Consider the following 23,793-nt stretch of genomic DNA (forward strand, 5'->3'; position numbering starts at 1 on the left):
TAGCTCCGACGACCGCTACCGACCCGACCCGACGATGTCTCGCTTGACGGCGTCCGCGTAGGCGTCGGCGAGGCGGGTCGGCTCGGGGAGCTTGTAGCCGGCACACAACGCCTCGACGAGGTCCGTCGCCGTCGCTGCCGACACGCGATGGCCCGGGCTCACGTACAACGGGTTCACCCGGCGGCTGTTCGGGTACTGCCGGGACTGAAGCGCGTAGCCGAGCACGTGTGCCCCACCGTCGCCCGTCTCGATCGACCCGTCGGCGCGGATCGGGGTCCGCCAGCCGGCGGGCCGCTCGTCGACGGAGTCGCCCGGGTCGCCACAGAGCAGCCCCTTGGCGACCCCGACGCTCGGCAGGTCGCAGGTCACACCGACGTGAGTCGCGATCCCGGCCTCGCGGAAGTGGATCCGGCCCGACCCGTCGAACACGAGCAGGTCGGGCGGGACGGAGAGGGCCTCGAGCGCGGCGAGTATCGGACCGCCCTCGCGGAACGCGAGCAACCCCGGCACGTACGGGATCGACAAGGGGGTGATCGCGGACGCGTATTCGACGACTTCGCCGTCGCGGATCGCGACCGCCGCCGAGATCGCCTCGCCGTCGTCCGGCCGAAACGCCTGGTCGACCCCGACGACGACGGGCCCGTCCTGGTCGGCGGCGGCCGTCGCCGCGGGGAGCCCGTCGGAGAGGTCGAACGCGGTCCCGATCGCGACGTCCTCGGGCGTGAGGCCGTGGTCGTCGGCGAACGTCGCGTCCGCGGCCAGGTCGCGCTGGAGCGCTTCCATCTCCGCGCGCGAGGAAAGAGGATCGGGGACGAACTCGGGGCGCTCGACGCGAACGCCACGATCGCTGCGACCGCCGGGACCGCCGGGACCGTCGCCGTCGTCGACGGGGGACATTCAGAACCGACCGCCCGGACCGCCCGGACCACGGGGACCCCCTGGACCGCCGACGCCGCTCGCCCGAACGCCGCCGACGCCGCCGGTCCGCCGCGCGAGGTTCACGTTCCGTTTCCCGAACGCGAGGCCGATCGCGAAGCCGATGAGGTGGGCGAGGTGGGCGATCCCGCCGACCCCGGCCGCGCCGGTCGAGACGACCAGGAACGCGGAGACGGCGGCGATCCCCCACGTGAGGTATTTGAGCTTCATCGGGACGACGAAGAACAGGAGGATCTGCATGTTCGGCCGCCAGACGGTGAGCACGCCCAGGATCGCGAACGTCGCGCCGCTGGCCCCGAGCACGCCGACGACCCCGCCGGTGGCGAGCACGAAGAGCACGTGGCCGAGGCCGGCGAGGACCCCCGCGACGAGGAAGAATCCCACGAACCGCTTCGAGCCGACCGCGCGCTCGACGAGCGGGCCGAAGAAGAACAGCACGATGCTGTTGCCGATGATGTGGAACAACAGGCCGGGGTCGTGTGCGAACACGGCGGTCCCCCACGTCCAGACCTGCCACAGCGCGTACGACTCGAGGACGAACAGCCGGTTGTGGAGCGCGCTGCCGCCGACGGCGAGGGCGGCCCACTGACCGAGCAGGGTGAACCACATCGCCGCGAGCAGGACGTACGTCGCCTTCCCACGGAAGCGGCTCATCACATTCCCCCTTCCCGTTTCGCGGTCGACGCGGCGTTTGACCCGGTCGACGATCCCGGCATCGGACGAGCGCCCCGTCCCGGTCGCCACCCCGCCGCGGTCGACGCCGCCGACCGTGCTCTCGAACACCGCGCCGGGGTCGTTCGACCCGCGTAAGCCGGGACAGTCGTGGTTCTCCGGGAGACGGTGCTCGCCGCAGAACGTCCGACCACACCGCCGACACTGGTACGGGAGGTTCTCGTACTCCCCACACACGTCGCACGTCGCCATTACCGGCCCTTACGGGGGCGCTCGTAAAGCGGTTTGGCTCTGGGGCCGCCGACCGACGAAACGATTCCCGCGAACCGACGGGGCCGCGCGAACCGAACGACTCACCGACCCGAGCGATTCACCGACCCGAGCGAACCCGTTACGCTCCTCGGAGGTCGTCGACGAGCCGGCGAAGCGTGGCGAGCGGGTACTGTCCCGGCGCGGTCGCGTCCGCGGGGTCGACCGGCGCGTAGCCGATCCGGGACCCGTACACGGGCGCGACCGCCCGCGTGTGACGCCCCGGCTCGCCCATACACATGGTCGCGACCGACCGCCCCGCCGTGGTGGCCTCGTTCGTCGCCTCGAGGAGCGCGAGCGCGTCGTCGCGGGAGGTCGCCGTCGTCGCCAACTTCCCCACGTCGCCCTCGGCGTCGGCGTCGGCGAGCAGGTCGACGAGCACCCCGGTTTCGGGCGTCGACTGGAAGTCGTGGACCGACGCGATCACCGCCACCCCTTCCTCGCGGGCCGTCTCGCGGAGGGCGACCGCGTGTGACCGTTCACCCTCCGGCGCGTTGCCCCGAAGCGCGGCCAGTTCGATGTCGACCGCGGCTACGTCCTCGTGAGCGATCGCGTCCGAGAGGTCGCCGAACCGGCCGAGGTCCCCCGCCTCGCCGCCCTCCCACTCCGCGCGGTTCGTCACGATCAGCGGAAGCTCGCCGTCGTAGCTCTCCAGCTGTGTGAGCGGGTCGCTCGCCAGGTCCATCCGGAACTCCACCGCGTCGGCGTCGGCGCGCGCCGCCGGCTCCGCCGAGAGGTCGGCCGTCGCCGCCGCCAGAACGAACTCCTCGAACATACGACGCGGTTGGGCCGGCGGGGACTTATAACGTCGACCGTCGCGTCGGGCGTTCCGATCGCAGCCGACGTCCGGCGGCGAACCCCGTTACGCCTCGCCGGCACCGTCGCCGCCGGCCGCGTCGACCCCGCCGCGCCGCCATCGAAGCCCGGCCAGCGCGAGGACGACGAGGGCGACGGCGGCGAGCGCTCCCGAGGCCGCGTCGCCGGTGGCGGCCCCGACGACGCCGATGACGCCCACGGAGAGACCGATCAGCGCCTGCGCGACCGCGCGAAGCCGAGTCCGCGTGAGCGATCGGCCGGCGATCCGTCGACCCGCTCCGGCGTCGGCACCCGCGAGTAGGTAGGTGACGCCCGCGAGCCCGCAACCGACGGCCGCGACGAGGAACCAGACACCGGCCGCTCCCGGTCCCGTCGACGCCACTATCCACCCCGCACCGGAAACGAGCAGGAGCCCGAAAAAGAGGTCACGCGACTGCATCACTGGAAGCGGTCCAGGGCCGGTCGACGCTTACGCGACGAGCCCGTCCTCGGCCTCGAGGAGCTCGTGGTAGCGGTTGCGGATGGTGACTTCGGAGATGTCCGCGACCTCCGAGACCGCGGCCTGCGTCGTCTTCTCGTTGGTGAGCAGCGCGGCGGCGTAGACGGCGGCGGCCGCGAGCCCGACCGGCGACTTCCCGCTGTGGACGCCCTTCTCCTTGGCGTTTTTCAGCAGGCTCTTCGCGCGCATTTCCGACTCCTCCGAGAGGTCGAGATCGGAGGCGAACCGGGGGACGTACTGTTCGGGGTCGGCCGGTTTCACCTCGAGTTTGAGTTCGCGGACGACGTAGCGGTACGTCCGGGCGATCTCGGCCTTCTCGACGCGCGAGACGTCGGCGATCTCGTCGAGGCTGCGCGGGACGCCGGCCATCCGCGCGGCGGCGTACACACACGACGTGGAAACGCCCTCGATCGAACGACCGGGGAGGAGATCCTCGTCGAGCGCGCGGCGGTAGATGACCGAGGCGGTTTCGCGGACGTTGTCCGGCAGGCCGAGCGCGGAGGACATCCGGTCGATCTCGCCGAGCGCCTGCTTGAGGTTGCGCTCCTTCGAGTCGCGCGTGCGGAACCGCTCGTTCCACTTGCGGAGCCGCTGCATCTTCTGGCGCTGGCGCGCGCCGAGCGATCGGCCGTACGCGTCCTTGTCCCGCCAGTCGATGTTGGTCGACAGCCCCTTGTCGTGCATCGTGTTCGTCGTCGGCGCGCCGACGCGCGACTTCTCGTCCTTCTCTCGCGAGTCGAACGCGCGCCACTCCGGCCCGCGGTCGACGGAGTCGGCCTCGACGACGAGCCCGCAGGCGGAACAGACGCTCTCGCCGTGTTCCTCGTCGTTGACGACGTGGCCGTCACACTCGGGACAGCTCAGGCTCTCACTCGATCGTTCCGATTCCTCTTCCGTCTCGTTTCGGGAGCGACTCCCCCGTAGATGCATTCGTTCACTCATAGCGATCGATCCCTCGGTAACTGAACGACGCCCGAGGACGGTCTTACAGGCTCGATGTTGGAACAACACTTAAATGGCTCGGAACGTGTCCCCGCGCAGTCGACGGATCCACACGATCCCTCACGGCCACACGGCGACTCACCACCCCCGTGTCCGACGGAGCGCCGAGCGAAAGGTTTGGGACGGACCGGATGGAACGATCCCCCGATGACGGACGCCACCACCGGATCGAAGGGTCCCCGTGTCGTCTCGCTCGCCCCGAGCGCGACCGCGACGCTGTCGGCGATGGGGGCGGGCGGGACGCTCGTCGGCGTCACCCACCACTGTCGGCCCCACGTCGGGACGGACGGGAGCGACGACCCGTCCCCCGACGTCGTCGGCGGGTGGCTGGATCCCGCCCTCGACCGCGTGGTGGCGCTCGATCCGGACCTCGTCTGTACGAGCGACCCCCTACAGGCCGACCTCGCGGCCGCCTGCCGCGACCGGGGGCTCCCGGTGCAGCACCGCGAGCCGGCGACCCTCGCGGACGTCCTCGACACGTTCGTCGATCTCGGCGAGGCGATCGACCGACCGGACGCCGGCGCTCGCCTCGCCGAACATGCCCGCGACCGGCTCGATCGCGTCGCCGACGCCGTCGCCGACGCCGCCGCGGACCGACGGCGACCGGTCGTCTACTGCGAGGAGTGGTCGGACCCCCCGATGGCCGCCGGCAACTGGGTCCCCGACGCGGTCCGCGCCGCCGGCGGCCGATATCCCTTCGTCGATGCCGGGGACCGATCGCGGGCAGTCGCGCGAGACGAGGTCGAAGCCGCCGCACCGGACCACGTCGTGTTACACGTCTGTGGCCACGGCGACCGCGTCGATCCCGCGACCGTCGAGGACCGGAACTGGGCGATCGACGCCCGGGTTCACGTCGTCGACGACTCGCTGCTCAACCAGCCGAGTCCGGCGCTGATCGACGGCGTCGAGCGACTCGCGGAGCTGATCCACCGCGACGTCGATTGAGAAATCCGCCCCGACCGTCGCTCGTCTCCGAACGGTACGACGGTTTATAAGCGATGCCGCGGCCAGACGCCCCGTGTCCGACCCCGTCGCTCGGGACGGCACGCGGGTGTGTGGAACGGACGTCCCGAGCCGTGAGCCGTGGCTCCGAACCACGGAGCGAAGCGACCGATCGAGCCCGTTCCACCTGCCCGCCCCCACCGACGTCGCGTCCGTCGAGGTCCACCGTCACCTTCCGGTCCGTGACGACGCTTTCCTGTTCCCCTCGCGGTCCGCGGCGACGTCTCCCGCCGTCCTCGTCGTCGTGACGCGCCCCTCGTACCCGTCACTCGTGGACGGCCTCGGGGTCGACGGCGTCCGTCCCCTCGGAGACGCCTTCGGTCTCCTCGACCGCGGTCGTCAACGAGACGTTGAGCGCCAGCATCGACGCCACGCCGCCGAGGACCGTGACGACGTTCTTCACCGCGTGGTCGACGATCGCCGCGCCGAGCGCCGTCGCCGCCCCCACCGGCGTCAGCCCGACGATCAACACCGTGAACGCCCCCTCGTAGAGACCGATCCCGCCCGGCGACAGCGGGAGCACCTTCGCGAGGTTCCCGACGCTGACCGCGAAGAAACAGGCCGCGAGCAGCGTCACTGGTGCGAGCCCGACGCCGAACGCCGCCAACACGACCGCGGCGACGAGGACGTCGATGACCCAAATGAGGACGCTCGTCGCTCCGACCCGGGCGAACGCGCTCGGATCCGCCCCGACGCGCTGGACGTCGCCGACGAACCGCTCTACCACGCTGGCGACGTAGTCACCGTACGAGTCGCTGCTCATCCACGTCACGAGCGCTCGAACCCGGTTGGCGTCCGAGCGCGCCGAGAGGACGATGGCGAGGACCGCGGCGACCGCGGCGAACCCGACCGCGACGGCGACGGCGACGGCCGTTCGACCGGCACGGTCGGCTTCGACGCCGGTTCCGAGGGCCGCGTCGACGACCGCCGCGAGCTCGCCGGAGGCCGCGTAGCCGACGAGCACGACGCCGGCCAACCCCGCCAACGTCAGCAGGTCGAACACGCGCTCGGCCGCCAGCGACGCGAACCCTGACGGATACGGGATCCCGCGACGCATCTTCACGATGTACGCGCGCACGGCGTCGCCCGCCCGTGCAGGGAACACGAGGTTCCCGGTCTGTGAGACGAATATCGCCCCGGTGAGAAAGCCGACGCGCTCCTCGAACCCCAGCTCGCGGAGGATGTCCCGATAGCGGTAGCCGCGTATCGGCCACGAAACGACGTACAGCCCGGTCGCGACGGCCACGAGACCGAGGTCCGCGTTCCGCATCTCGGCGATCACGGCGGCCGGGTCGAGGTACACCTGCATCAGCGCGACCGCCGCGAGAACGAGCAGGAGCCCGGCGGCGAACGTGACCCGGCGCGTGATCCGCGGCTGGACGGAGAGCTCCCACCAGAGCCGGACGATCGCCGACCCCATCCCCAGGACGTCGCGGACGAGGTCGACTTTGGTGTCCCCCATCGGCTCCCAGTCGACGGGGAACTCAGTGACCGCCAGCCCCCGCCGCTGGGCGCGGACGAGCAGCTCGGTGTCCCAGAACCAGTGGGTATCCTCGACGTCGTCCCGCAGCGTCTCGAACGCCTCCCGCGACAGCGCTTTGAACCCGCACTGGTGGTCCCGGAGGTCCGAGCGGAGGAACAGCCGGACGAGGAGGTTGAACCCCTTCGAGGGGATCCCGCGCTTCGCCGGGCGGTCGGCGGTCCGGCCCGGCATCCAGCGCGACCCCGTGGCGACGTCGTACGCCCCGCTCTCGACCGCCGTTACCAGCTCCTCGAGGTGTCGCATGTCGGTCGCGAGGTCCGTATCGAAGTAGACGAGGGTCCGACCCGTGGCGGCGGCGAACGCGTGCTCCAACGCGCCGCCGCGGCCGAGACGCTCGTCGCTGTGGACGTGTCTGACCCGATCGTCTTCCGCGGCCATCCGGCTCGCGATCTCAGGCGTGCGGTCGTCACAGCCGTCCTCGGCGACTATCACCTCGAAGGATCCCTCTGGGAGGAACGACCCGAGCGTCGTCAACGTCGTCCGGACGGTCCCCTCTATCGTCCGCTCCTCGTTGTACGCGGGGAGGACGACGCTGACGGATGGCTCGCCGGACGAACCGCTCATTGAGCCTCTGTGACCACGGCGGAGGTAAGTACCTTCTGAACCGGGCGGGTGTCGACGAGGCGGTTCAGATACCGTACCGAAAGGCGAGGGATCGGCGGGACCGCGACCGGGTGTTCGAGCCCGAAATCGCAAGACCGTGCGTCGTTAACCGAACCTACCAACCCGCTTATCCGGTCCCGTACCGTCCGGACGGGTATGAGCACGGCACAGACGAACTCCGTCCCGGTCGAACCGACGGCGCTCTCGGAGAAACAGAGCCGCATCCTCGAGTACCTCCGTGAACACGCCGCCGACCGGACGTACTTCAAGTCGCGGCTGATCGCCGACGACCTCGGCCTCTCCGCGAAGGAGGTCGGCGCGAACATGGGCACCGTCGCCGAGGCGACGACCGAACTCACCGTCGAGAAGTGGGGCTACTCGTCCGGAACGACGTGGATGGTCACCGAGTGAGTCCGGCCGACGAGTGGGCGTCGAGTGAGCCTGTGGCCGCGGCGGACGAGCAGACGGTCCCGGCGGCGAACCGAGGATCGGGGTGGTGCCGTTACGGTTCGTACCGAACCAACGAGGCCGCCTCGTCGGCCAGCACGACGGCGTCAGCGTCGAACGAATCCGCGTAGCGAACGATCAGCGTGAGGAACCGCTCGGGCTCCGTCAGGCGATAGCCGTCGGTGCGGTCGAGGAACCCGGCGTCGGCGAGGTCGCCCGCGGCGGTACTGACCGCCGGTCGCGAGATCCCGAGCCCGGCCGCGAGATCGGCCCCCGTCCGCTCGGGATCAGACAACAGGGCGACGACGATCCCGCGTGGGGTGTCCCGGCGGAGGTAGCCGAGCGCCGCTTTGTCTCGGTCGTCGAACCGGCCCGCGGGGAAGTACCGGCGGTAATCGGCGTCCTTCGTCGATTCGATCTCGTCGTCGTCCTCCAGCCGCCCGAGGTGGTACTGCGCCTCCCCGGTCCCGAGCTTGAGGTCGTCACGAAGCTTCGAGAAGTGGACGCCGGGCGTCGTCGGCACGTAGCCGCGGATCGCCTCGCGGGTCTCGTTGTCGTCCGCGTCGCCGGAGCCGCTCGCACCGCCGACGAACGGAGCGGCGGCTCCGACGGCCGCGAACCGTCGTAGGGTCTGCCGCTTGCGCTCGTCGACACCGTCCGTCACTACCGCTGTAAAGCCGTGGGAGCGTCAAAAGCGCTTCGGCGAGGACGTCGGTACGGAAACAGGGCGTGGGAGGGGGAAACGAGAGACGGCACGGCGTGGGCGGAGGAACGGAACGGTGGGACGACCCCGACGTGGCCTACTGGGTTTCTCGCTCGACGTCGCCTTCGGGGGCCTCCTCGTCCATCTCCTGGATGACCTCGTCGGCGGACTTGATGTTCGCGCCGGCGTCACCCGACTTGACCGCCTGCGCCTCCTTTTCGAGCTCCTCGATGTCCATCTCGGCGGCCTCGTCGATCTGGCCGATGATCTCGTCGATGTTGTCGAGCCCGAGCAGCTTCCGAGTCTCGTCGTCGAACTCCAGTCCGTCGAGCCCCTCCATTTCCTGGACGTCGGAGCCGGAGAGCGCCTTTCCGTAGCGCCCGACGAGGCTGGTGAGCTCCTGGGGGAGCACGAACGTCGTCGATTCGCCCTGTCCGATCGCCTCGAGCGTCTCCATCCCGCGTTCGATGATCGCTCGCTCGCCCATCGACTCCGCCGATCGCGCCCGCAGCACCGTCGAGATCGCGTCACCCTGCGCCTCGAGGATCTGGCTCTGCTTCTCACCCTGTGCGCGGATGATGTTCGACTGCTTGTCACCCTCCGCCTGTTCGACGGCGGAGCGGCGCTCGCCCTGCGCCTCGAGGATCATCGCGCGGCGGCGACGCTCCGCGGACGTCTGCTGTTCCATCGCCTGCTGGACGTCCTTCGAGGGGTTCACCTCCCGGACCTCGACGCTCTCGACGCGGATCCCCCACTCGTCGGTCGGCTCGTCGAGCTCCTGGCGGATCTTCGCGTTGATCTCCTGGCGTTTGTTCAGCGTGTCGTCGAGCTCCATGTCGCCGAGGACCGCTCGCAGCGTGGTCTGTGCGAGGTTCGAGACCGCCTTCTTGTAGTTGTCCACCTCGAGGAACGCCTTCTTCGCGTCCATCACCTTGATGTAGACGACCGCGTCCGCCGTCACCGGCGAGTTGTCCCGCGTGATCGCCTCCTGCCGGGGCACGTCCAGCGTCTGCGTCCGCATGTCGAACGCGTACGTCCGCGAGACGAACGGGGGGATGAGGTTGATCCCCGGCTCGAGCAGCTTCCGGTACTCACCGAACACCGTGAGGGCTTTCTTCTCGTAGGCGTCGACGATCTCGAAGGACTGCCAGAGCGTGACGACCACCAGCAGGACGAACAGCAGGCCGATACTCACCAGTCCGAACTCGAACTGGAGGGGAAGGGGATCCATACCCTGCGCTTAGGCCATCGGAGCCTTAACAGTTCGCCCGCGAGGGGTCACTCGATCGACGAGCGGATCGCGGCGATCCGGTCGGGCTCGTCGATCCCCGACCGGACCACGACGGCGAACACCTCGTCCCCGCCCGGCACCGGCGCGTCGCCGCTCAGGATCGCGTCCGACCCCGTCTCCTCGGCGATCCATCGCCGTCCCTCCGCGATCGCCTCCCGGTTGAGCCACTCCGGAGGCCCGCCGACGACGAGGAGCGTGCGGTCCGCGCGCCCCTCCAGGACCTCGACCGTCCCCTTCCCACGCGCGGCCTTCCGGATGGCCGTCTCGATCGCCGACACGGCCGCACTGGTGTCGACGGGCGCGGGCTCCGACGACCCGAACAGGCCGAGCCCGAACCGTGAGGCGGGTTCGGGGGGATCGACCGCCTGTGTCCCGTAGCCGATCGCGGCGAGTTCCCCGTCGGCGCCGACCACGCGGGCGACGTCGCTCGCGTCGAGCACCTGTTGTGGCGTCGACGCCCCGTCGACTCGCTCCCCGGCTCCGAACAGGGCGGCGACCCGGGACGCGATGGTCGCGTTCAGTCGCCGGGCAGCCCCCGGAACCGTCTCGTCGCGGCGGAGCCACAGCCCGTTGTCGAACGGGAAGACGGCGTCGACGCGCTCGGCGAGCGCGTCGAGCGTGCGGGCGGCGTTCCGCTCCGCGAGCGGCCGTCGAGGGGTGGGTGCGGCCCGCGGGCCGTTGCCATCGACCCGCGGCTCGACTTCCTCACGCGCCGGGCACACGCCCAAAACGTACGTCGGCGCGTCGTAGAGCCTGGCGAGTTCGTCGGCGAGCGCCGGGGCGACGCCCGAACCGACCGCACCACCGAGCCCGACGACGAGCAGGAACGCCTCCGCCATCGACGGGCGCTGGTCGTCCATCGCCCGGCTCAGCTCGCCGGCGTGCGCCTTTCCGAGCCGCCGGCCCGCGTGGAGGTCGCCGTCGAGCCCGTCGCCGCCTGCGGCGTCCCCGAACCGGTACCGTCGCTCGTCGTCGAGGTCGTCGAGGGCGGCGAGCGCGTCGGCGTCGGTGTCGAACGCGTGGACGCCCTGCAGGAACGGCTCGTCGCCGTGGTCGGCAACGAGCCGGTCCACGATCCGCCCGCCGGCGCCCCCGAGGCCGATGACGTGCACTCGCATGTTCGGCGGGTCGTCCAGCGGGGATTTAGCTCTTGGCTCTGCCGGACGCGACGGTCGCGAAGGAACAGTGCCGAGCCGCGCTACCGTCGATCGCGCCGATACCGGGCCGCGTTACAGTCGGTCGTCCTCGATGCTCCCGGGGTCCTGTGCCGTGTCGAACATGTTGTTCTCCGCGCCGTCCAACATCTCGTCGTGGGGATCGTCGTCGACGATCGTGACGTTGTACGCGTCGATCCCCGAGGAGATCAGCTCCTCGGCCGCCTGCTCCTCGGAGACGAACTCCTGGTCGGCGAGCTGTTGGAACTCCGCGTACACGTCGTCCGACAGGTTCAGCTCGAACGTGGGCATACGCCCCGTTTCGTCCGGAGGCTTTTAAACCCGCTGGGCGGGAGTCGATCGACCGTGGGGACGTCGATCGACGCCGGCGTCCCGCTACAAGTCGGCCCACGCGCCGCGGAACCGCTGGAGGGCGGTGAAGTGACCGACGGCCGCGAGGAGCACGAGCAGGAGCTCGACGACGTTCAACCCGGCGACGAGGGGGCCGGCGGAGACGGCGGCGACGAGGCCGACGACGCCCATCAGCGCGAGCCGGTCGGCACGGCCCAGGAGTCCGCCGTACTCGCGACCGATCCCGACCGCCTGGATCTGCGTCCCGAGGTACGACGTCATCAATACGCCGGTGACCGCGAGGAAGCCGAGCGCGTACGCGTCGACGCCGGCGGTGAAGCCGGCGATGATGACGATGTCCGCGTACCGATCGAGCACGTGATCGAGGAAGTCGCCCCCGTCGGAGGCGGTCCCCTCGCGTCTGGCGAGCGCGCCGTCGACTAAGTCGAGCCAGCCGTTGAGCAGGACACACGCCGCGCCGAGGGCGTACAGGAGGGGGTCGGCGACCGCGAAGGCGAGCCCCGCGGCGACCGCGGCGAGGAACGCGACCACGCTCACCTGATCGGGCGAGAGCCCGAGCCGCTGTGCGGCCGTCACCCACGGGCCGAGCAGCCGGTTCGCCGCCGGGCGGAGCCGGTCCAGCGTCATCCGCGTCTCACCTGGCCGTGCATTGTTCGTCCGGATCCTCACCGGGCGACCCCATAAGTCCGTTCGTCTGCGGGCCGGTCACAGGTAGTCGAGGAAGTCGACGACCCCCGCGCTCGGATCGCGGGTCCCCTCGACGACCGCGCGGATCGCGTCGGCGACCGCCGCCGGATCCAGGTCGGTCGTGTCGATCTCGTAGACGCGCTCCGTGCCGTGTGCCGTCACCGCCTCCGAGAGGATCACGTCGAGCGCCTCGGACTCGGCGTTCTCCTGCGCCTTCGCGGCGGGCTCCCCGCGGTCGCGGAGTCGGCGCTCGAGCCGCTCCGGGCGACACCGCAACACGACGACGCGGTCTGCCTCGAGCCGGTGTGCGAGGTGTGAGTCGACGATCCCGGACCAGTCGCCGAGCCGCTCGGCGACCGCGTCGAGGTCGGCGACGAGCGTGTCGCGCCCCTCGTCGCGCTCGGTCCAGAGGTCGTCGTCGCCCTTGATCAGCTCGTTGAGGTGGGTCACCGCGTACTCGTCCGCCAACAGCGCCGTCGCCGTCGACTTCCCGGTCCCCGGCGTGCCGGTGACCGCGACGCGGTCCGCCCTCTCGCCGGAGCGGTCCTGTCCGTCAGCGCCGCCGGAGCGGGCGGGCCCGTTGGAACCGGCCGCCACATCGGCACCGACCGAGTCGTCCTGGCGACCGGGATCGCTCACGCGTGTGCCCCGAGCCCGAGGTCGGCCAGCGTCTCGTTCAGCCGGGCGACCGCCTCGCGGGTCCCCGCACGCGTTCCGGTCGAGATCCGAACGCAACTCGGCAGCCCGAACGAGGTGCAGTCGCGGACGATGACGCCCTCCCGCTGGGCCGCCTCGGCGACCCGGTCGGCGTCGCCGACCTCCGCGAGCACGAAGTTGCCGGCGGAGTCGTACGTCTCCGCGTCCAGGTCGGACGCGATGTACTCGCGGGCCCAGCGGGCCGTCTCGACCGACGTCTCGACGTGGTCGTCGTCGTCGAGCGCGGCGAGCGCCGCCCGGCAGGCGAGCTCGCTGGCGGCGAACGGGGTGTTCACGCGGGCGTACGCGTCGGCCCACGCCTCGGGAACGACCGCGTAGCCGACGCGCAGCCCGGCCAGCCCGTACGCCTTCGAGAACGTCCGGAGGACGGCGACGTCGTCGCGGTCGGCGAGCAGCGTCACGGCGCTGTCGGTTCGCGCGAACTCGCCGTACGCCTCGTCGACGACGACGAGGGTGTCGGGGGCGGTGGCGTCGGCGAGCGCGCGGACCTCCGCGAGTGGCATGACGGAGCCGGACGGGTTGTGCGGGGAGGTGACGTAGACGATCCGCTCGCCGGCGTAGGCGGACAGCACCGCCTCCGCGGTCTGTTCGAACCCGTCGGTCGGCGAGAGCCCGTAGGTGTTCACCTCGCCGTGGTGGTATCGCGCCGACATCCCGTAGTAGGCGAAGCCCGGCTCCGGAACGAGGATCCGGTCGTCGGGCTCGAGGGTCGCCCGGGAGAGGTAGTCGATGGAGCCGTCCGCGCCCGGCGAGAGCCACACCTGTTCGTCGTCGACGTCCCACCGCTCCGCGAGCCGGGCGGTCAGGTCGGCGTGTGACGCCTTGGGGTAGACGCTGATCCCGGCGGCGTGGTCGCGGATCGCCGCGACGGCCTTCGGGCTCGCCCCGTGGGGGTTCTCGTTCGAGGACAGCTTGATGAGCTCCGCCGGGTCGATCCCGAGGTCGCGAGCGACCTCCTCGACGCCCCGGCCGGGAACGTACGGCGAGTGAGTGGAGAGGTCCCGTGGTTCCATGTCTCCCCGTCTGCCGGGGGCGGCCTTAAGAGTGGCCGAACGTCCCGAACGGCCGAGCGGTGGATCGCTCGACGGTCACTCGGCGACTACTCGGGGACGTGAACGTCGTGTTCGAGCGTGCCGACGCCCTCGATCTCGATCTCGACGACGTCGCCGTCGGAGAGCGCGCCGACGCCCTCCGGCGTGCCGGTCGCGATCACGTCGCCGGCCTCAAGCGTGAGGTACGTCGTGATCTCCTCGATCAGCGCCGGCACGTCGAAGGCGAGCTGGCCGCGGTGGCCCGCCTGCTTCGTCTCGCCGTTGACCCGCAGCTCGACGCTCGCGTCGGCGGGCACCTCGTCGGGGGTCGCGACGACGGGACCGAGCGGGGCGGAGTTGTCGAACGCCTTCCCGCGGACCCAGTTCTGTTCCTCGTTCTGGTCGTCGCGGTTGGAGACGTCGTTCATGCAGGTGAACCCCGCCACGACGTCCATCGCGTCGGCGGCGTCGACGTCCTTACACTGCTCGCCGATGACGACCGCGAGCTCCGCCTCCCAGTCGATCCGCTCTTTCCCCGCCGGGACGGTCACCGTGTCGCCGTGGCCCGAAAGGGCGCTCGGCGGCTTCAAGAACAGCAGCGGTCGGTCGGGGACGGTGTTGTCGAGCTCGGCGGCGTGGTCCGCGTAGTTCCGGCCGATACAGACGATCTTGCTGGGTTCGACCGGCGGGAGCACGTCGATCGCGTCGTCGTCGAGCGCGTACTCCTCGCCGCCGAACGCGACCGTTCCGGCGTCGGGGTCGTACGTGCCCTCGCGGACGGAGCCTGCCGGGTCACGGAATCGAGCGTAATGCATACACGCCCGGTCGGCCGCACCCCTCAAAAGGGTTCGCGACGCGGCGAACCCGACCGACCGCGGAGGGCGGGCGGTCCACCGGACACGACTCCCTTCGAGTCGGTAGCTGCAAGTCGCGTCATCGAAACGGGAGGCCAGCCCTCGCGAGGGCAGGATCCCCCCGCGCCACCGTGCGCGGGGTAGCATTCAAGAGGATCCGTCCAGACGTATTGGGTGTATGATGGAACTCACCTGGCACGGTCACTCCACGTGGCACGTCGTCGTCGACGACACGGAGCTGCTCATCGACCCGTTCTTCGACAACCCGAAGACCGACACCGACCCCGAGGAGCTGGACCCCGACTACCTGCTTTTGACCCACGGCCACTCGGACCACATCGCCGACGCCGACCGCTACGAGGGAGCGACGGTCGTCGCGACGCCGGAGCTGACGGGATACGTCCAGGAGACGTTCGGCCACGAGCACGCCGTCGGCGGCATGGGGATGAACATCGGCGGCACCGTCGAGTGCGGCGACGCCTGGGTGACGATGGTCCGGGCGGACCACTCCAACGGGATCGACACCGGGTACGGCACCTCCGCCGGGATGCCCGCCGGGTTCGTGATCGGTGACAAGAAACCGACCCAGGAGTCGGACGCCGACTGCACGACGTTCTACCACGCCGGCGACACCGGCCTGATGTCGGAGATGGTCGACGTGATCGCGCCGTTCTTCGAGCCGGACGCCGCCGCGCTCCCGATCGGCGACCACTTCACCATGGGGCCCGCGGGCGCGGGCATCGCCGCCGACTGGGTCGGGGCGGACGTCGTCTTCCCGATGCACTACGACACGTTCCCCCCGATCGAGGTCGACCCCGAGGAGTTCGAACGGGAGGTGAAAGCGGCCGGGGCGGCGGCCGAAACCGTCGTTCTCGAGGGCGACGAGACGTACGTCCTCGACGAACACGGCGGCTACGAGGACTCCTGAGTCGCCGTTCGCTGCGGCCCCCTACGCCCGGGACACGGAACGGGATCGACGCGGACCGCCGCGACACCTCGCGCCCGAGACACGTCGGATCGATAGCAACCTTTAGGCGGCCGGCGACACATCTGTTCGACTGTATGTCGGACATCGAAACCACCACCGTATGTGAGGAGGGCTACGCGTCCACGAGTCAGATCGGCGACTTCGACCTTCAGATCGACGCCACCGACGAGACCGGCCCGAACCCGAACGCCACCCTCGTGGCGACGTACGCCGCGTGTTTCCTCCCCGCGTTCCGCGTCGGCGCGAGCCAGCGCGGCGAGGACGACCTCGGAAAGCTCCAGATCGACGCCAGCGCGGAGCTCGACGACGACGACGACCTGTCGTCGATCGCGTTCGACCTCCACGCCGAGGCCGACCTCGACGACGAGACGTTCGACGAGATCGTCGAGCGGGCCGAGGGGATCTGCCACGTGCACACCGCGCTGCGCGAGGACCTGCACGCCGACATCAGCGTTCACGGCGGCGCGTTCTAGTCGCGTCCGTTCCTGACACCGTTTTCGCTCCCGAGTCCGCTCCGAGCCGTCGTCCGCCCGCCGTCCCGACCCGTGACCTCGTCGTGGACCCGCTCGCGACGCCGACGGAGCAACCGTTGGATCCCCTTCCCAGGACCGCCCTCGATCGGCCAACCGGCGGTCCGCCAGCCGGGCGGCTCCGGCGCGAACGACGGGCACGACCCCGAACACTCCCGCGCCGTCGGGATCGTCTCTTTCGCGGCACAGTACGGGACGAGCGCGCGCCCCGTCCGCCGGAGCTCGAACGAGCGACAGTCCGGCCGCATCGTGTCGTGGAACGACCGCCACCCCTTCCCGTAGGCGCGCTCGGCGATCTCGAGCCGGCGAGTGACCGTCTCGGGGTCGCTCGCGCCGTCTCGACGGGCCGCGTCGAGGTCGCTCGGGTGCCACGCGACCCGCGCGGCTCCGGCGTCGACGCCCCCGGAGAAGTCCGTGGTGAGGACCCCGGCCTCGACCGGCATCGACCGCAGCAGGGCGGGCTCGACGCGCTCGCCCGTCGTCTCCGTGGCGAGCCAGACCTCGTCGGCGAGCGCCGCGTCGACGTCGTGTGAGAGCTGGTCGGCCAGCGCGTCAGCTGCCGATCGGTCCAGGTCCGGCTTGTTCTCGACGGCGACGATCCGCCGAATCCAGTCGGGGTACGGGCGGACGCGACGGATCTCGATCCGATTGCCCCGGCGACGCGTCTCGACCAGGCCACGGCCCGCCGCGCGGTGGACCGCCTCGCGGACGTACCGCCAGGGGTAGCCGGGGTCCGGGAGGGCGTCGCGGTACCACGCCCACGCGGCGGGCGCGTGCCGGACCACGTGGAGGAGATCGGAGCCGATCGTCCGGTCGTCGAGGGCCCGGCGCGCGGCAAACCCCGCGGGATCGACCTCGATGACGACCGTGTCCCAGCGCCGCTCGCGGGTGCCGAGCTGTCGGGAGACGATCGCGGGTCGTGACCCTTCACCAGGGTGCCACGCCAGCTCGGCGTACCGACAGACCATGAGCTCGTAGCCGAACTCCGCGTCTGGACGCACGGCTCCGGGAACGGGTCGATCGGTGAAAACTGATCCGGCGCGTGCCGGCTTCAGACGTAGTCGCCGGACGCCTCGTCCTGGAGCTCGTCGAGGTACTCGTGGGCCTCCTCGAAGATCTCCCGCGGGCCGTTTTGGGTGATCGTGTTGATCGCCTGTTCGTAGTCGCGCCACTGCAGGTCGCGGTGTTCCTTCGAGAGCTCCGCGCTCGCCTCGAACGAGCGGGCGATGAACAGGTGGACCGTCTTGTGGATGGTCTTGCCGTTCGCCTCGAACACGTAGTCGTACTCCTCGCGGAAACCGTCGATCAGCCGGAAATCCTCGATCCCGGCCTCCTCCGACACCTCCCTGATCGCCGTCTGCTGGAGCTCCTCGTCCCCCTCGATCCCGCCTTTGGGGAACTCCCAGTCCCCCGGCCGGCTCTTCAGGAGTAAGTACTCCCGTTCGCCGCGGGTGTCGCGGAAGAGGATGGCTCCAGCGCTGGTCGCTTCGACCGTCATTAGCGTCAGGTAAGCCACCCCTCCTAAAGAGGGTGTCGGACTCGACGGTTGCTGTCGGCTCTCCGCCGCTCTCGGGCGGTCTCGGTGCCGTAATCGGCTCTCGGATGCGGGGGTATATATACGTGCGACGGTGGCGAGCGCGCGACTCGTGCGGGACCCGTGTGGCCACACCACAGCCTTCCAGCCGGTAGATGCGCTTTTAGGCGTCGGGCGACCATTCACGGACGACCCCCAGCCATGACCTTCGTCACGAAACTCTCCTTTACCTCGGGCGACCGAGACGTGCTCGCCGAGACCGTCGAGGAGCTCAAATCGACGCTCGAACGCAAGGGCGCGGAGTGTAAGGGCCCCCACGCCGCTCCCGCCGAGACCGTCCGCGTCCCGCTTTATAAACAGCTCCGGGCGGGTGACGAGTTCTCGCCGTGGAGCTACACCGTCTACAGCCGGTCGATGGAGATCCACGGCTCCGACGACACCGCGCGCGACGTCGTCGCGCGCGACTTCCCCGACTCGATCCACATCGAGGTCGAGGTCGACCAGAAGAAGCCGCTCGGTCACCGCCGCGACTGAGTCGGTGGCGACCGGCCCGCTCGCGACCGAGCGTCGCTCCATACGACGGGGGTAAATATATATGCACATATGAGATACTCTTGTCAGTGTTCCCTTCTCGAATCTACGAAGGCGTCTGGTTTGTCTCGGTGTTCGCCGCGATCGGTGGGATCGTTACGGTAGGTTTGTGGGAACATCCGGTCGGGTGGACGCTCCTTGCGATCGGTATGAGCGTATTAACCATCGCCGCGCTCGCGGACGCGTGGCGGCTGACGCGGGCCCGTGCCGCCCGACCGATCGGCGGCGCAGCGACGATCCTGTTTGGGACCGTCGCGCTCGTCGTCGCGCTTCTTCTGGCCGGCGAGGTCATCGTTGACCTCCCGGCGACGGTACGTATCGTCTCGTTAACGGCCGGCGCGCAGGCGTTCTTCGTCGCGATCGACGTTCGCATCTCGGGGGCGTCCCGTAGCGAACGGGTCGCCGTCCCGTTCAGTGGTCACCTCGCGGTGTTGCTCGGGTCGGTGCTGGTCCTGGAATCCACTATTTCCGCGCCGAGAGCGGCTCTACTCGCGTATTCTAGCGGGTTCGCGGCGCTATCGATACACGTGTTCTGGATGCGCCAGCGGGCGCTCGGCGTGGCTCCGCCGCGACCACACAGCTACCCGCGCTACTGGGAGGCCGCGCTGCTCGTCGCGGTCGGAAGCGGGGCGCTCGCGGCGGTCTTCGTCGCGTTTACCGCGGAACCCGATCCGATAGCGTCAGCACCGTGGGCGGCGCGTCCGGCGGCGGTCATCGCCGGCATCGGGTTCGTGAGCGCGCTCGCGATACAGGCACCCGCGCCGCGCCTCCCCGAACTGCCGGCAGCGCTCATCGGCGTAACCGCGACGGCGACCCAACACGCGTTCACCACCGTGGTGGCGTTGAACACGCTGGTCCTCGCGCTGCTTCTGGCGGACACCCGAACGTTCCTGCCGCTCCTCGGGGGGTACCTCGTGTTGTTGACCGTCGCTGTCGTCTTCGAGTACGCGATGGTGCTCAAGGCCCGGCAACGGCTCGGGCGTGCCCGGACGGATCCGGACCCGCTCGACCCGAACGCGCCGGTGACCGTGGTGGTGTCCGCGGCCAACGAGGCGTCGGTGTTGCCCGAGAGCCTCTCGCACAACCTGGAGGCGCTTCCGGGGGTCCAGTTTCTGCTGTTACCGGCGGCGAAGTCCTCGGACGACACCGTAGCGGTCGCCCACGAGTTTCGCGAGGAATACCCGGATCGGGTTCGGGTGATGGAGGGGACCGCGGGCTCGAAGGCGGGCGATCTCAACGCCGCGTGGGAGTACGTCGAGACGCCGTTCGTCCTGCTGCTCGACGCCGACGAGACGGTCGACGCCGAGTTCGTCTCTCGAGGACTCGCGCGACTGGAGACGAACCCAGCGGTCGGCGTCGTACAGGGCCGGAAAGCGGCGAAGTACCCCGAACAGAACGCGCTCTCGCGGTTCGTCAGCGCGGATCGACAACACAGCACGTGGATCGAACACCCGTTCATGAGCGAGGTGTTCGGTGCCGCCCACTTCGCCGGATCGGCGGCGATCTTCAAACGCGAGGTGCCGCCGGCAGTCGGTGGCTGGTCGCCGTATCGACTCACCGAGGACATCGACCTGACGCTTCGACTGCTCGTCGACACCGACTGGCGGGTGGCCTACGACCCGGAGATGGTCGCGTACGAACTCAATCCGACCACCGTCCCCGCGCTGATCCGCCAGCGCGTCCGCTGGGCGCGCGGGTGGGCGCAGGTGACGGCGAAACACGGCCCCAGCGTGGTTCGGTCGTGGCGCTCGCTCGGGATCAAACGCACGCTCGGGGTCTGCTGGCTGCTGTTCGCCTCGGTGAGCGCGCCGCTGTACACGGTGTTTCCGGCGTTGCTGCTGCTGTCGCTCGTGGGGTTCGCGAGTCCGCTGCCGGGAGTGGTGGCGGTCGCCCTCGCGTTGCTGTTGTTGCCCGCACGGGGCGTCTCCATCGCCTACGCGACGATGCGGGATCCCGACATCGAACTCCCGCGGGGTATCGGTCGACGGGTGCGGATGCTGGGTCACGCGTACCTCTGGATCCCCGTCGGGTGGGTGATCCAGATACACGCGCTGTATCTCCAGCTCGCCGGCGCGCCGGGCATCTGGCACGTGACGCCCAAACGGGGGCAGAAAACGGTGGAAAGGAAGTCGGCGGAGCGTCGACGTCGGCCGCCGGCAGGTTCGACCACCCTGCGGGCGGGTGAACCCGACGAGGTGCCGTGGGTTCGTGCCCGTTTCGAGGTGTACACCGACCGGGCGGGCGAGGCGCGCTTCCGGCTCCGGCACGAGAACGGCAACGTGCTGGCGGACGGCGGGGAGGGATACGCCTCCCGTCGAGGCGTTCGACGGGCGATAACCGCGCTCCGGGAGCTGGTCGGCCCCGCGGCGTACCTCCGGTGCAACCCGGCCGGCATCGAGGTGTACCGCGACGCCGGGAACGAGTGGCAGTGGCGGCTAGTGGGACCGAACGGCCGTGCGCTCGCCGAGTCGCCGACGGGGTACTCGGACCGCCCGGGGGCAGTGAAAGGGGCCAGACTCGCGCGCGAACGGCTCGCAGATGACGATACGGAACCGGAGATGACGCGGGACGGCGAGGAGGGGTACCGCTGGCGGCTCCGTGCCGAAAACGGTCGCCCCATCGCGCGGAGCGTTCGGTCGTTCCCCAGGGAGCGAGCGGCCCGCGACTCGCTCGCCCGGGCTCGGGAGTACGCCCCGGTTGCCGACCTCCTCGACATCGGCCGCGCGGCCTTCGAGTTGTACGCGGACCGGGCGGGGAAACACCGGTTCCGGCTTCGACACCGCAACGGCAACATCCTGCTGGATTCCGGCCAGGGATACGCCACGCGGCGCGGAGCGCGCGACGCCGTCGAGGGGATCCGACGCTACGTCCCGATCGCACCCGTCGAGTTGCTTGACGGACACGGGTCGGAACCGCGGAGCGAGGACGAGCCGGGCCCCGGAGACGGGCCGGAGACCGACACGGAGCCCGGTTCCCGCGCCGAGGATGCCACCGCGAACCCCGACGCCACGTGAACGAGCGGCCGCCCCAACCGGACGAGGGGCCGTCGTCGGGTGCGGGTCACGAGCCCTGACGTCGTGCGTTTTCGGAGCCGGTCCCGGAGAACTGCCCCGCCAGTCCACCTTTTAAGAGCGCCGACGGCGACCACCCGGTATGAGCGTTCCAGACGCCGACGCGTACCGCGAGTTCCGCCGCGACCTGCACCGCCACCCCGAACCCGCCTGGTGTGAGTTCTACACGACCGCCCGCATCGTCGAGGCGCTCCGCGAGCGCGACCTCGACGCGATCCACGTCGGGCGCGACGCGCTCGCGGCCGACGAGCGCCTGAACGTCCCCGACGCGGGGACCCTCGAGGAGTGGCACGACCGCGCCGCGGCCGCCGGCGCGGACCCCGACCTCCTCGCGGACCTCGCGGGCGGCTACACCGGCTGTGTGGCGGTCGCCGAGCGCGGAGACGGCCCCGTCGTCGGCCTCCGAGTCGACATCGACGCGCTCCCGATCCTCGAATCCGACGGAGACGATCACGTCCCCGTCGCGGAGGGGTTCCGCTCCGAGAACGAGGGGTACATGCACGCCTGCGGGCACGACGTCCACGCGACCATCGGGCTCGGCGTGATCGACGCGGTGCTGGGTTCGGACTTCTCGGGGACGCTCAAGGTGTTCTTCCAGCCGAGCGAGGAGCAGGTCTCCGGCGGGAAGCCGATGGCCGACTCGGGGCATCTCGACGACGTCGACTACCTGTACGCGGTCCACATCGGCCTCGATCACCCGTCCGGCGAGGTCGTCTGCGGCGTCGACGGCTTCCTCGCGGTGCGCCACTTCCTCGCTGAGTTCTCCGGCGAGTCGTCCCACGCGGGCGCACGCCCCGAGCAGGGGCGGAACACGGTGCAGGCGATGGCCGCGGCGATCCAGAACCTCTACGCGATCCCCCGGCACGCCGACGGCCCGACCCGCGTGAACGCCGGCCTCGTCGGCGGCGGCACCGCGACGAACATCGTCCCCGAGGAGTCGTACATCGAGGGGGAGGTGCGCGGCGCGACGACGGACCTCGCGGCGTACATGGACCGCAAGGCGCGCCGCGTGCTGCGCTCGGCCGCCGAGATGCACGACTGTGAGGTCGAGGTCGACCTCCTCGGCGAGGCCCCGAGCGCGACGAGCGACGAGGCGCTCGCGGCGGTCGTGGGGGACGTCGCCGGCGACGTCGACGGCGTCACCTCGATCGTCGACCGCGACGACCTCGGCGGGTCGGAGGACGCCACGTTCCTGATGCAGGCGGTACAGGACGCCGGCGGGCTCGCCTGCTACGTCGGCGTCGGCACCGACCACCCCGGCGGTCACCACACGAGCACCTTCGACGTCGTCGAGGACGACATCGCGCTCGGCGTCGACGTGCTCGCGAGGGCGATCCGGCGGGTCGCCGAGGAGCGTCCCTGACGCGGGAGCCGTCCGTCAGGCCCCGCGCCCGTCCGCGGATCCGGGCCGAATTATGGAGAGAGTGTGGTCGGATACGGGCCCGATACCGGCCGTATACGGGCCCGAGTTCGGAGATCGTTCATCACCGACCTCCCCCTCCGTCCGGACACAGATGTCGAACCACAAGCGGCGGACGGTGCTGAAGTCGGTCGGTGGAGTCGTCCTCGTCGGAACCCTCGCCGGGTGTGCGGACGACGGGAACGGGAACGCCTCGGACCCGACGGAAGAGCCGGAGACGGAGCCGCCGGAAGCGACGCCGGAACCCGACGGCCCCGACGAGCAGGACGAAACGGACGACCCCACGACGGACGCCGCCCTCCGCGTCGCCCACCTCTCGCCGGACGCGCCGAACGTCGACGTATACGTGGACGACGACCCCGTCCTGGAGGACGTCCCGTTCCGCGGCGTGAGCGACTACCTCGACGTCCCCGCCGACACGTACGACGTGACCGTCACGGCGGCGGGCGACCCCGAGACGGTCGTCTTCGACGAGGCGCTCGACGTCCCAGCGGGCGAGTTCACCGTCGCGGCGCTCGGCGAGCTCTCCGAGGAGAACCAGCCGTTCGCGGTCGAGGTGTACGAGGACGACGTCTCCGACCCGGGCGAGGACGCCCGCGTCAGGCTCGTCCACGCCGCCCCGGACGCCCCGAACGTCGACGTGACGGTCGAGGGCGAACCCCTCTTCGAGGACGTCCCCTTCGGCGCTGCCGGCGCGATCGAGGTCCCCGCTGACGACTACGAGCTCGAGATCCGACCCGCGACCGACGACGTCGACGGCGACGTGGTCGCTACCGTCGACGTCTCCCCGGAGGCGGGCACCGTCTACACCGCCTTCGCGGTCGGCTACCTCGACCCCGACGCCGCCCCGGCCGACGAGCCGTTCGGCCTGGAGCTCGTCGTCGACGCCACCCACGACGGCGACGACGTTGGAGGCGAGGAGGCCCAAGCCGCGATCGACGACTACCTGGCGGACGCGCGGCTGTACGACGGGACGGTCGCGGACCACACGGGAACGGGCGAGGTGACGGTGGCGGTCGGT

General features: G+C 70.4%; 24 protein-coding genes. 8 read left to right on the plus strand and 16 right to left on the minus strand.

Annotation, left to right across the window (positions count from 1 at the left end; all coding sequences use genetic code 11):
• Window positions 1–15: 15 nt before the first annotated feature.
• The 5 genes from GRS48_RS12305 to GRS48_RS12325 form a co-directional block, all read right to left on the minus strand.
• The gene (locus tag GRS48_RS12305; RefSeq protein WP_159486959.1) at window positions 16–897 is read right to left on the minus strand and encodes an endonuclease V; all 882 of its coding nucleotides are present in this window, start codon (window positions 895–897) and stop codon (window positions 16–18) included.
• Window positions 898–1,860, minus strand: a complete 963-nt coding sequence (locus GRS48_RS12310; protein ID WP_159486961.1) for a rhomboid family intramembrane serine protease — start codon at window positions 1,858–1,860, stop codon at window positions 898–900.
• Window positions 1,861–1,999: 139 nt separating this feature from the next.
• Window positions 2,000–2,692 (minus strand): type I 3-dehydroquinate dehydratase, encoded by a 693-nt coding sequence (locus GRS48_RS12315; protein ID WP_159486963.1) that lies wholly within the window; start codon window positions 2,690–2,692, stop codon window positions 2,000–2,002.
• 87 nt (window positions 2,693–2,779) lie between these two features.
• Window positions 2,780–3,172: a hypothetical protein gene (locus tag GRS48_RS12320; RefSeq protein WP_159486965.1), complete on the minus strand. Its 393-nt coding sequence runs from the start codon at window positions 3,170–3,172 to the stop codon at window positions 2,780–2,782.
• A 30-nt stretch (window positions 3,173–3,202) separates the two neighbouring features.
• Window positions 3,203–4,174, minus strand: coding sequence for a transcription initiation factor IIB family protein (locus GRS48_RS12325; protein WP_159486967.1), 972 nt, complete (start codon window positions 4,172–4,174; stop codon window positions 3,203–3,205).
• A gap of 207 nt (window positions 4,175–4,381) precedes the next feature.
• On the opposite strand from GRS48_RS12325, the gene GRS48_RS12330 reads away from it, so the two are divergent.
• Complete coding sequence (locus GRS48_RS12330; protein WP_159486969.1) at window positions 4,382–5,179, plus strand: helical backbone metal receptor; 798 nt, start codon at window positions 4,382–4,384, stop codon at window positions 5,177–5,179.
• Window positions 5,180–5,501: 322 nt separating this feature from the next.
• Here GRS48_RS12330 and GRS48_RS12335 read toward each other — a convergent pair whose 3' ends face one another.
• The gene (locus GRS48_RS12335; protein ID WP_159486971.1) at window positions 5,502–7,343 is read right to left on the minus strand and encodes a flippase-like domain-containing protein; all 1,842 of its coding nucleotides are present in this window, start codon (window positions 7,341–7,343) and stop codon (window positions 5,502–5,504) included.
• Window positions 7,344–7,538: 195 nt separating this feature from the next.
• Between GRS48_RS12335 and GRS48_RS12340 the strand changes: the two genes are divergently transcribed.
• Window positions 7,539–7,793: a hypothetical protein gene (locus tag GRS48_RS12340; RefSeq protein ID WP_159486973.1), complete on the plus strand. Its 255-nt coding sequence runs from the start codon at window positions 7,539–7,541 to the stop codon at window positions 7,791–7,793.
• 91 nt (window positions 7,794–7,884) lie between these two features.
• Here GRS48_RS12340 and GRS48_RS12345 read toward each other — a convergent pair whose 3' ends face one another.
• The 8 genes from GRS48_RS12345 to GRS48_RS12380 form a co-directional block, all read right to left on the minus strand.
• A complete protein-coding gene (locus GRS48_RS12345; RefSeq protein WP_321168435.1) occupies window positions 7,885–8,493 on the minus strand; it encodes a MarR family transcriptional regulator in 609 nt (202 codons plus the stop codon).
• A gap of 136 nt (window positions 8,494–8,629) precedes the next feature.
• Window positions 8,630–9,763: an SPFH domain-containing protein gene (locus tag GRS48_RS12350; RefSeq protein ID WP_159486975.1), complete on the minus strand. Its 1,134-nt coding sequence runs from the start codon at window positions 9,761–9,763 to the stop codon at window positions 8,630–8,632.
• A 47-nt stretch (window positions 9,764–9,810) separates the two neighbouring features.
• Window positions 9,811–10,941, minus strand: a complete 1,131-nt coding sequence (locus GRS48_RS12355; protein ID WP_159486977.1) for a tubulin/FtsZ family protein — start codon at window positions 10,939–10,941, stop codon at window positions 9,811–9,813.
• A 111-nt stretch (window positions 10,942–11,052) separates the two neighbouring features.
• Window positions 11,053–11,289 (minus strand): hypothetical protein, encoded by a 237-nt coding sequence (locus tag GRS48_RS12360; protein WP_159486979.1) that lies wholly within the window; start codon window positions 11,287–11,289, stop codon window positions 11,053–11,055.
• An 84-nt stretch (window positions 11,290–11,373) separates the two neighbouring features.
• Window positions 11,374–11,976, minus strand: a complete 603-nt coding sequence (locus tag GRS48_RS12365) for a CDP-alcohol phosphatidyltransferase family protein (RefSeq protein WP_159486981.1) — start codon at window positions 11,974–11,976, stop codon at window positions 11,374–11,376.
• Between the two features lie 78 nt (window positions 11,977–12,054).
• Window positions 12,055–12,633, minus strand: coding sequence for an adenylate kinase family protein (locus tag GRS48_RS12370; RefSeq protein ID WP_321168492.1), 579 nt, complete (start codon window positions 12,631–12,633; stop codon window positions 12,055–12,057).
• A gap of 38 nt (window positions 12,634–12,671) precedes the next feature.
• Window positions 12,672–13,766, minus strand: a complete 1,095-nt coding sequence (gene hisC / locus GRS48_RS12375) for a histidinol-phosphate transaminase (RefSeq protein WP_159486985.1) — start codon at window positions 13,764–13,766, stop codon at window positions 12,672–12,674.
• An 86-nt stretch (window positions 13,767–13,852) separates the two neighbouring features.
• Complete coding sequence (locus tag GRS48_RS12380) at window positions 13,853–14,599, minus strand: fumarylacetoacetate hydrolase family protein (RefSeq protein WP_159486987.1); 747 nt, start codon at window positions 14,597–14,599, stop codon at window positions 13,853–13,855.
• Between the two features lie 220 nt (window positions 14,600–14,819).
• Between GRS48_RS12380 and GRS48_RS12385 the strand changes: the two genes are divergently transcribed.
• On the plus strand, window positions 14,820–15,566 hold the full coding sequence (locus tag GRS48_RS12385; protein ID WP_159487944.1) for a metal-dependent hydrolase: 747 nt from the start codon (window positions 14,820–14,822) through the stop codon (window positions 15,564–15,566).
• Between the two features lie 134 nt (window positions 15,567–15,700).
• Complete coding sequence (locus GRS48_RS12390; protein WP_159486989.1) at window positions 15,701–16,099, plus strand: OsmC family protein; 399 nt, start codon at window positions 15,701–15,703, stop codon at window positions 16,097–16,099.
• Here GRS48_RS12390 and GRS48_RS12395 read toward each other — a convergent pair.
• Window positions 16,096–17,157 (minus strand): DUF5787 family protein, encoded by a 1,062-nt coding sequence (locus tag GRS48_RS12395; protein WP_321168436.1) that lies wholly within the window; start codon window positions 17,155–17,157, stop codon window positions 16,096–16,098. The genes GRS48_RS12390 and GRS48_RS12395 overlap by 4 nt on opposite strands.
• Before the next feature lie 50 nt (window positions 17,158–17,207).
• On the minus strand, window positions 17,208–17,654 hold the full coding sequence (locus GRS48_RS12400; RefSeq protein WP_159486991.1) for a bis(5'-nucleosyl)-tetraphosphatase: 447 nt from the start codon (window positions 17,652–17,654) through the stop codon (window positions 17,208–17,210).
• 237 nt (window positions 17,655–17,891) lie between these two features.
• Between GRS48_RS12400 and GRS48_RS12405 the strand changes: the two genes are divergently transcribed.
• The 4 genes from GRS48_RS12405 to GRS48_RS12420 form a co-directional block, all read left to right on the plus strand.
• Window positions 17,892–18,224 (plus strand): uS10/mL48 family ribosomal protein, encoded by a 333-nt coding sequence (locus GRS48_RS12405; RefSeq protein WP_159486993.1) that lies wholly within the window; start codon window positions 17,892–17,894, stop codon window positions 18,222–18,224.
• 206 nt (window positions 18,225–18,430) lie between these two features.
• Window positions 18,431–21,295: a DUF1508 domain-containing protein gene (locus tag GRS48_RS12410; protein WP_159486995.1), complete on the plus strand. Its 2,865-nt coding sequence runs from the start codon at window positions 18,431–18,433 to the stop codon at window positions 21,293–21,295.
• Window positions 21,296–21,434: 139 nt separating this feature from the next.
• Entirely contained in the window at window positions 21,435–22,715 is a 1,281-nt protein-coding gene (locus tag GRS48_RS12415; protein ID WP_159486997.1) for an amidohydrolase, read from the plus strand.
• A gap of 151 nt (window positions 22,716–22,866) precedes the next feature.
• Window positions 22,867–23,793, plus strand: a 927-nt coding sequence (locus GRS48_RS12420) for a DUF4397 domain-containing protein (RefSeq protein WP_235028072.1), incomplete at its 3' end; no start/stop codon positions are given.

It is taken from the genome of Halorubrum sp. JWXQ-INN 858 (genome assembly GCF_009806985.1).
Taxonomy (GTDB): Archaea; Halobacteriota; Halobacteria; order Halobacteriales; family Haloferacaceae; genus Halorubrum.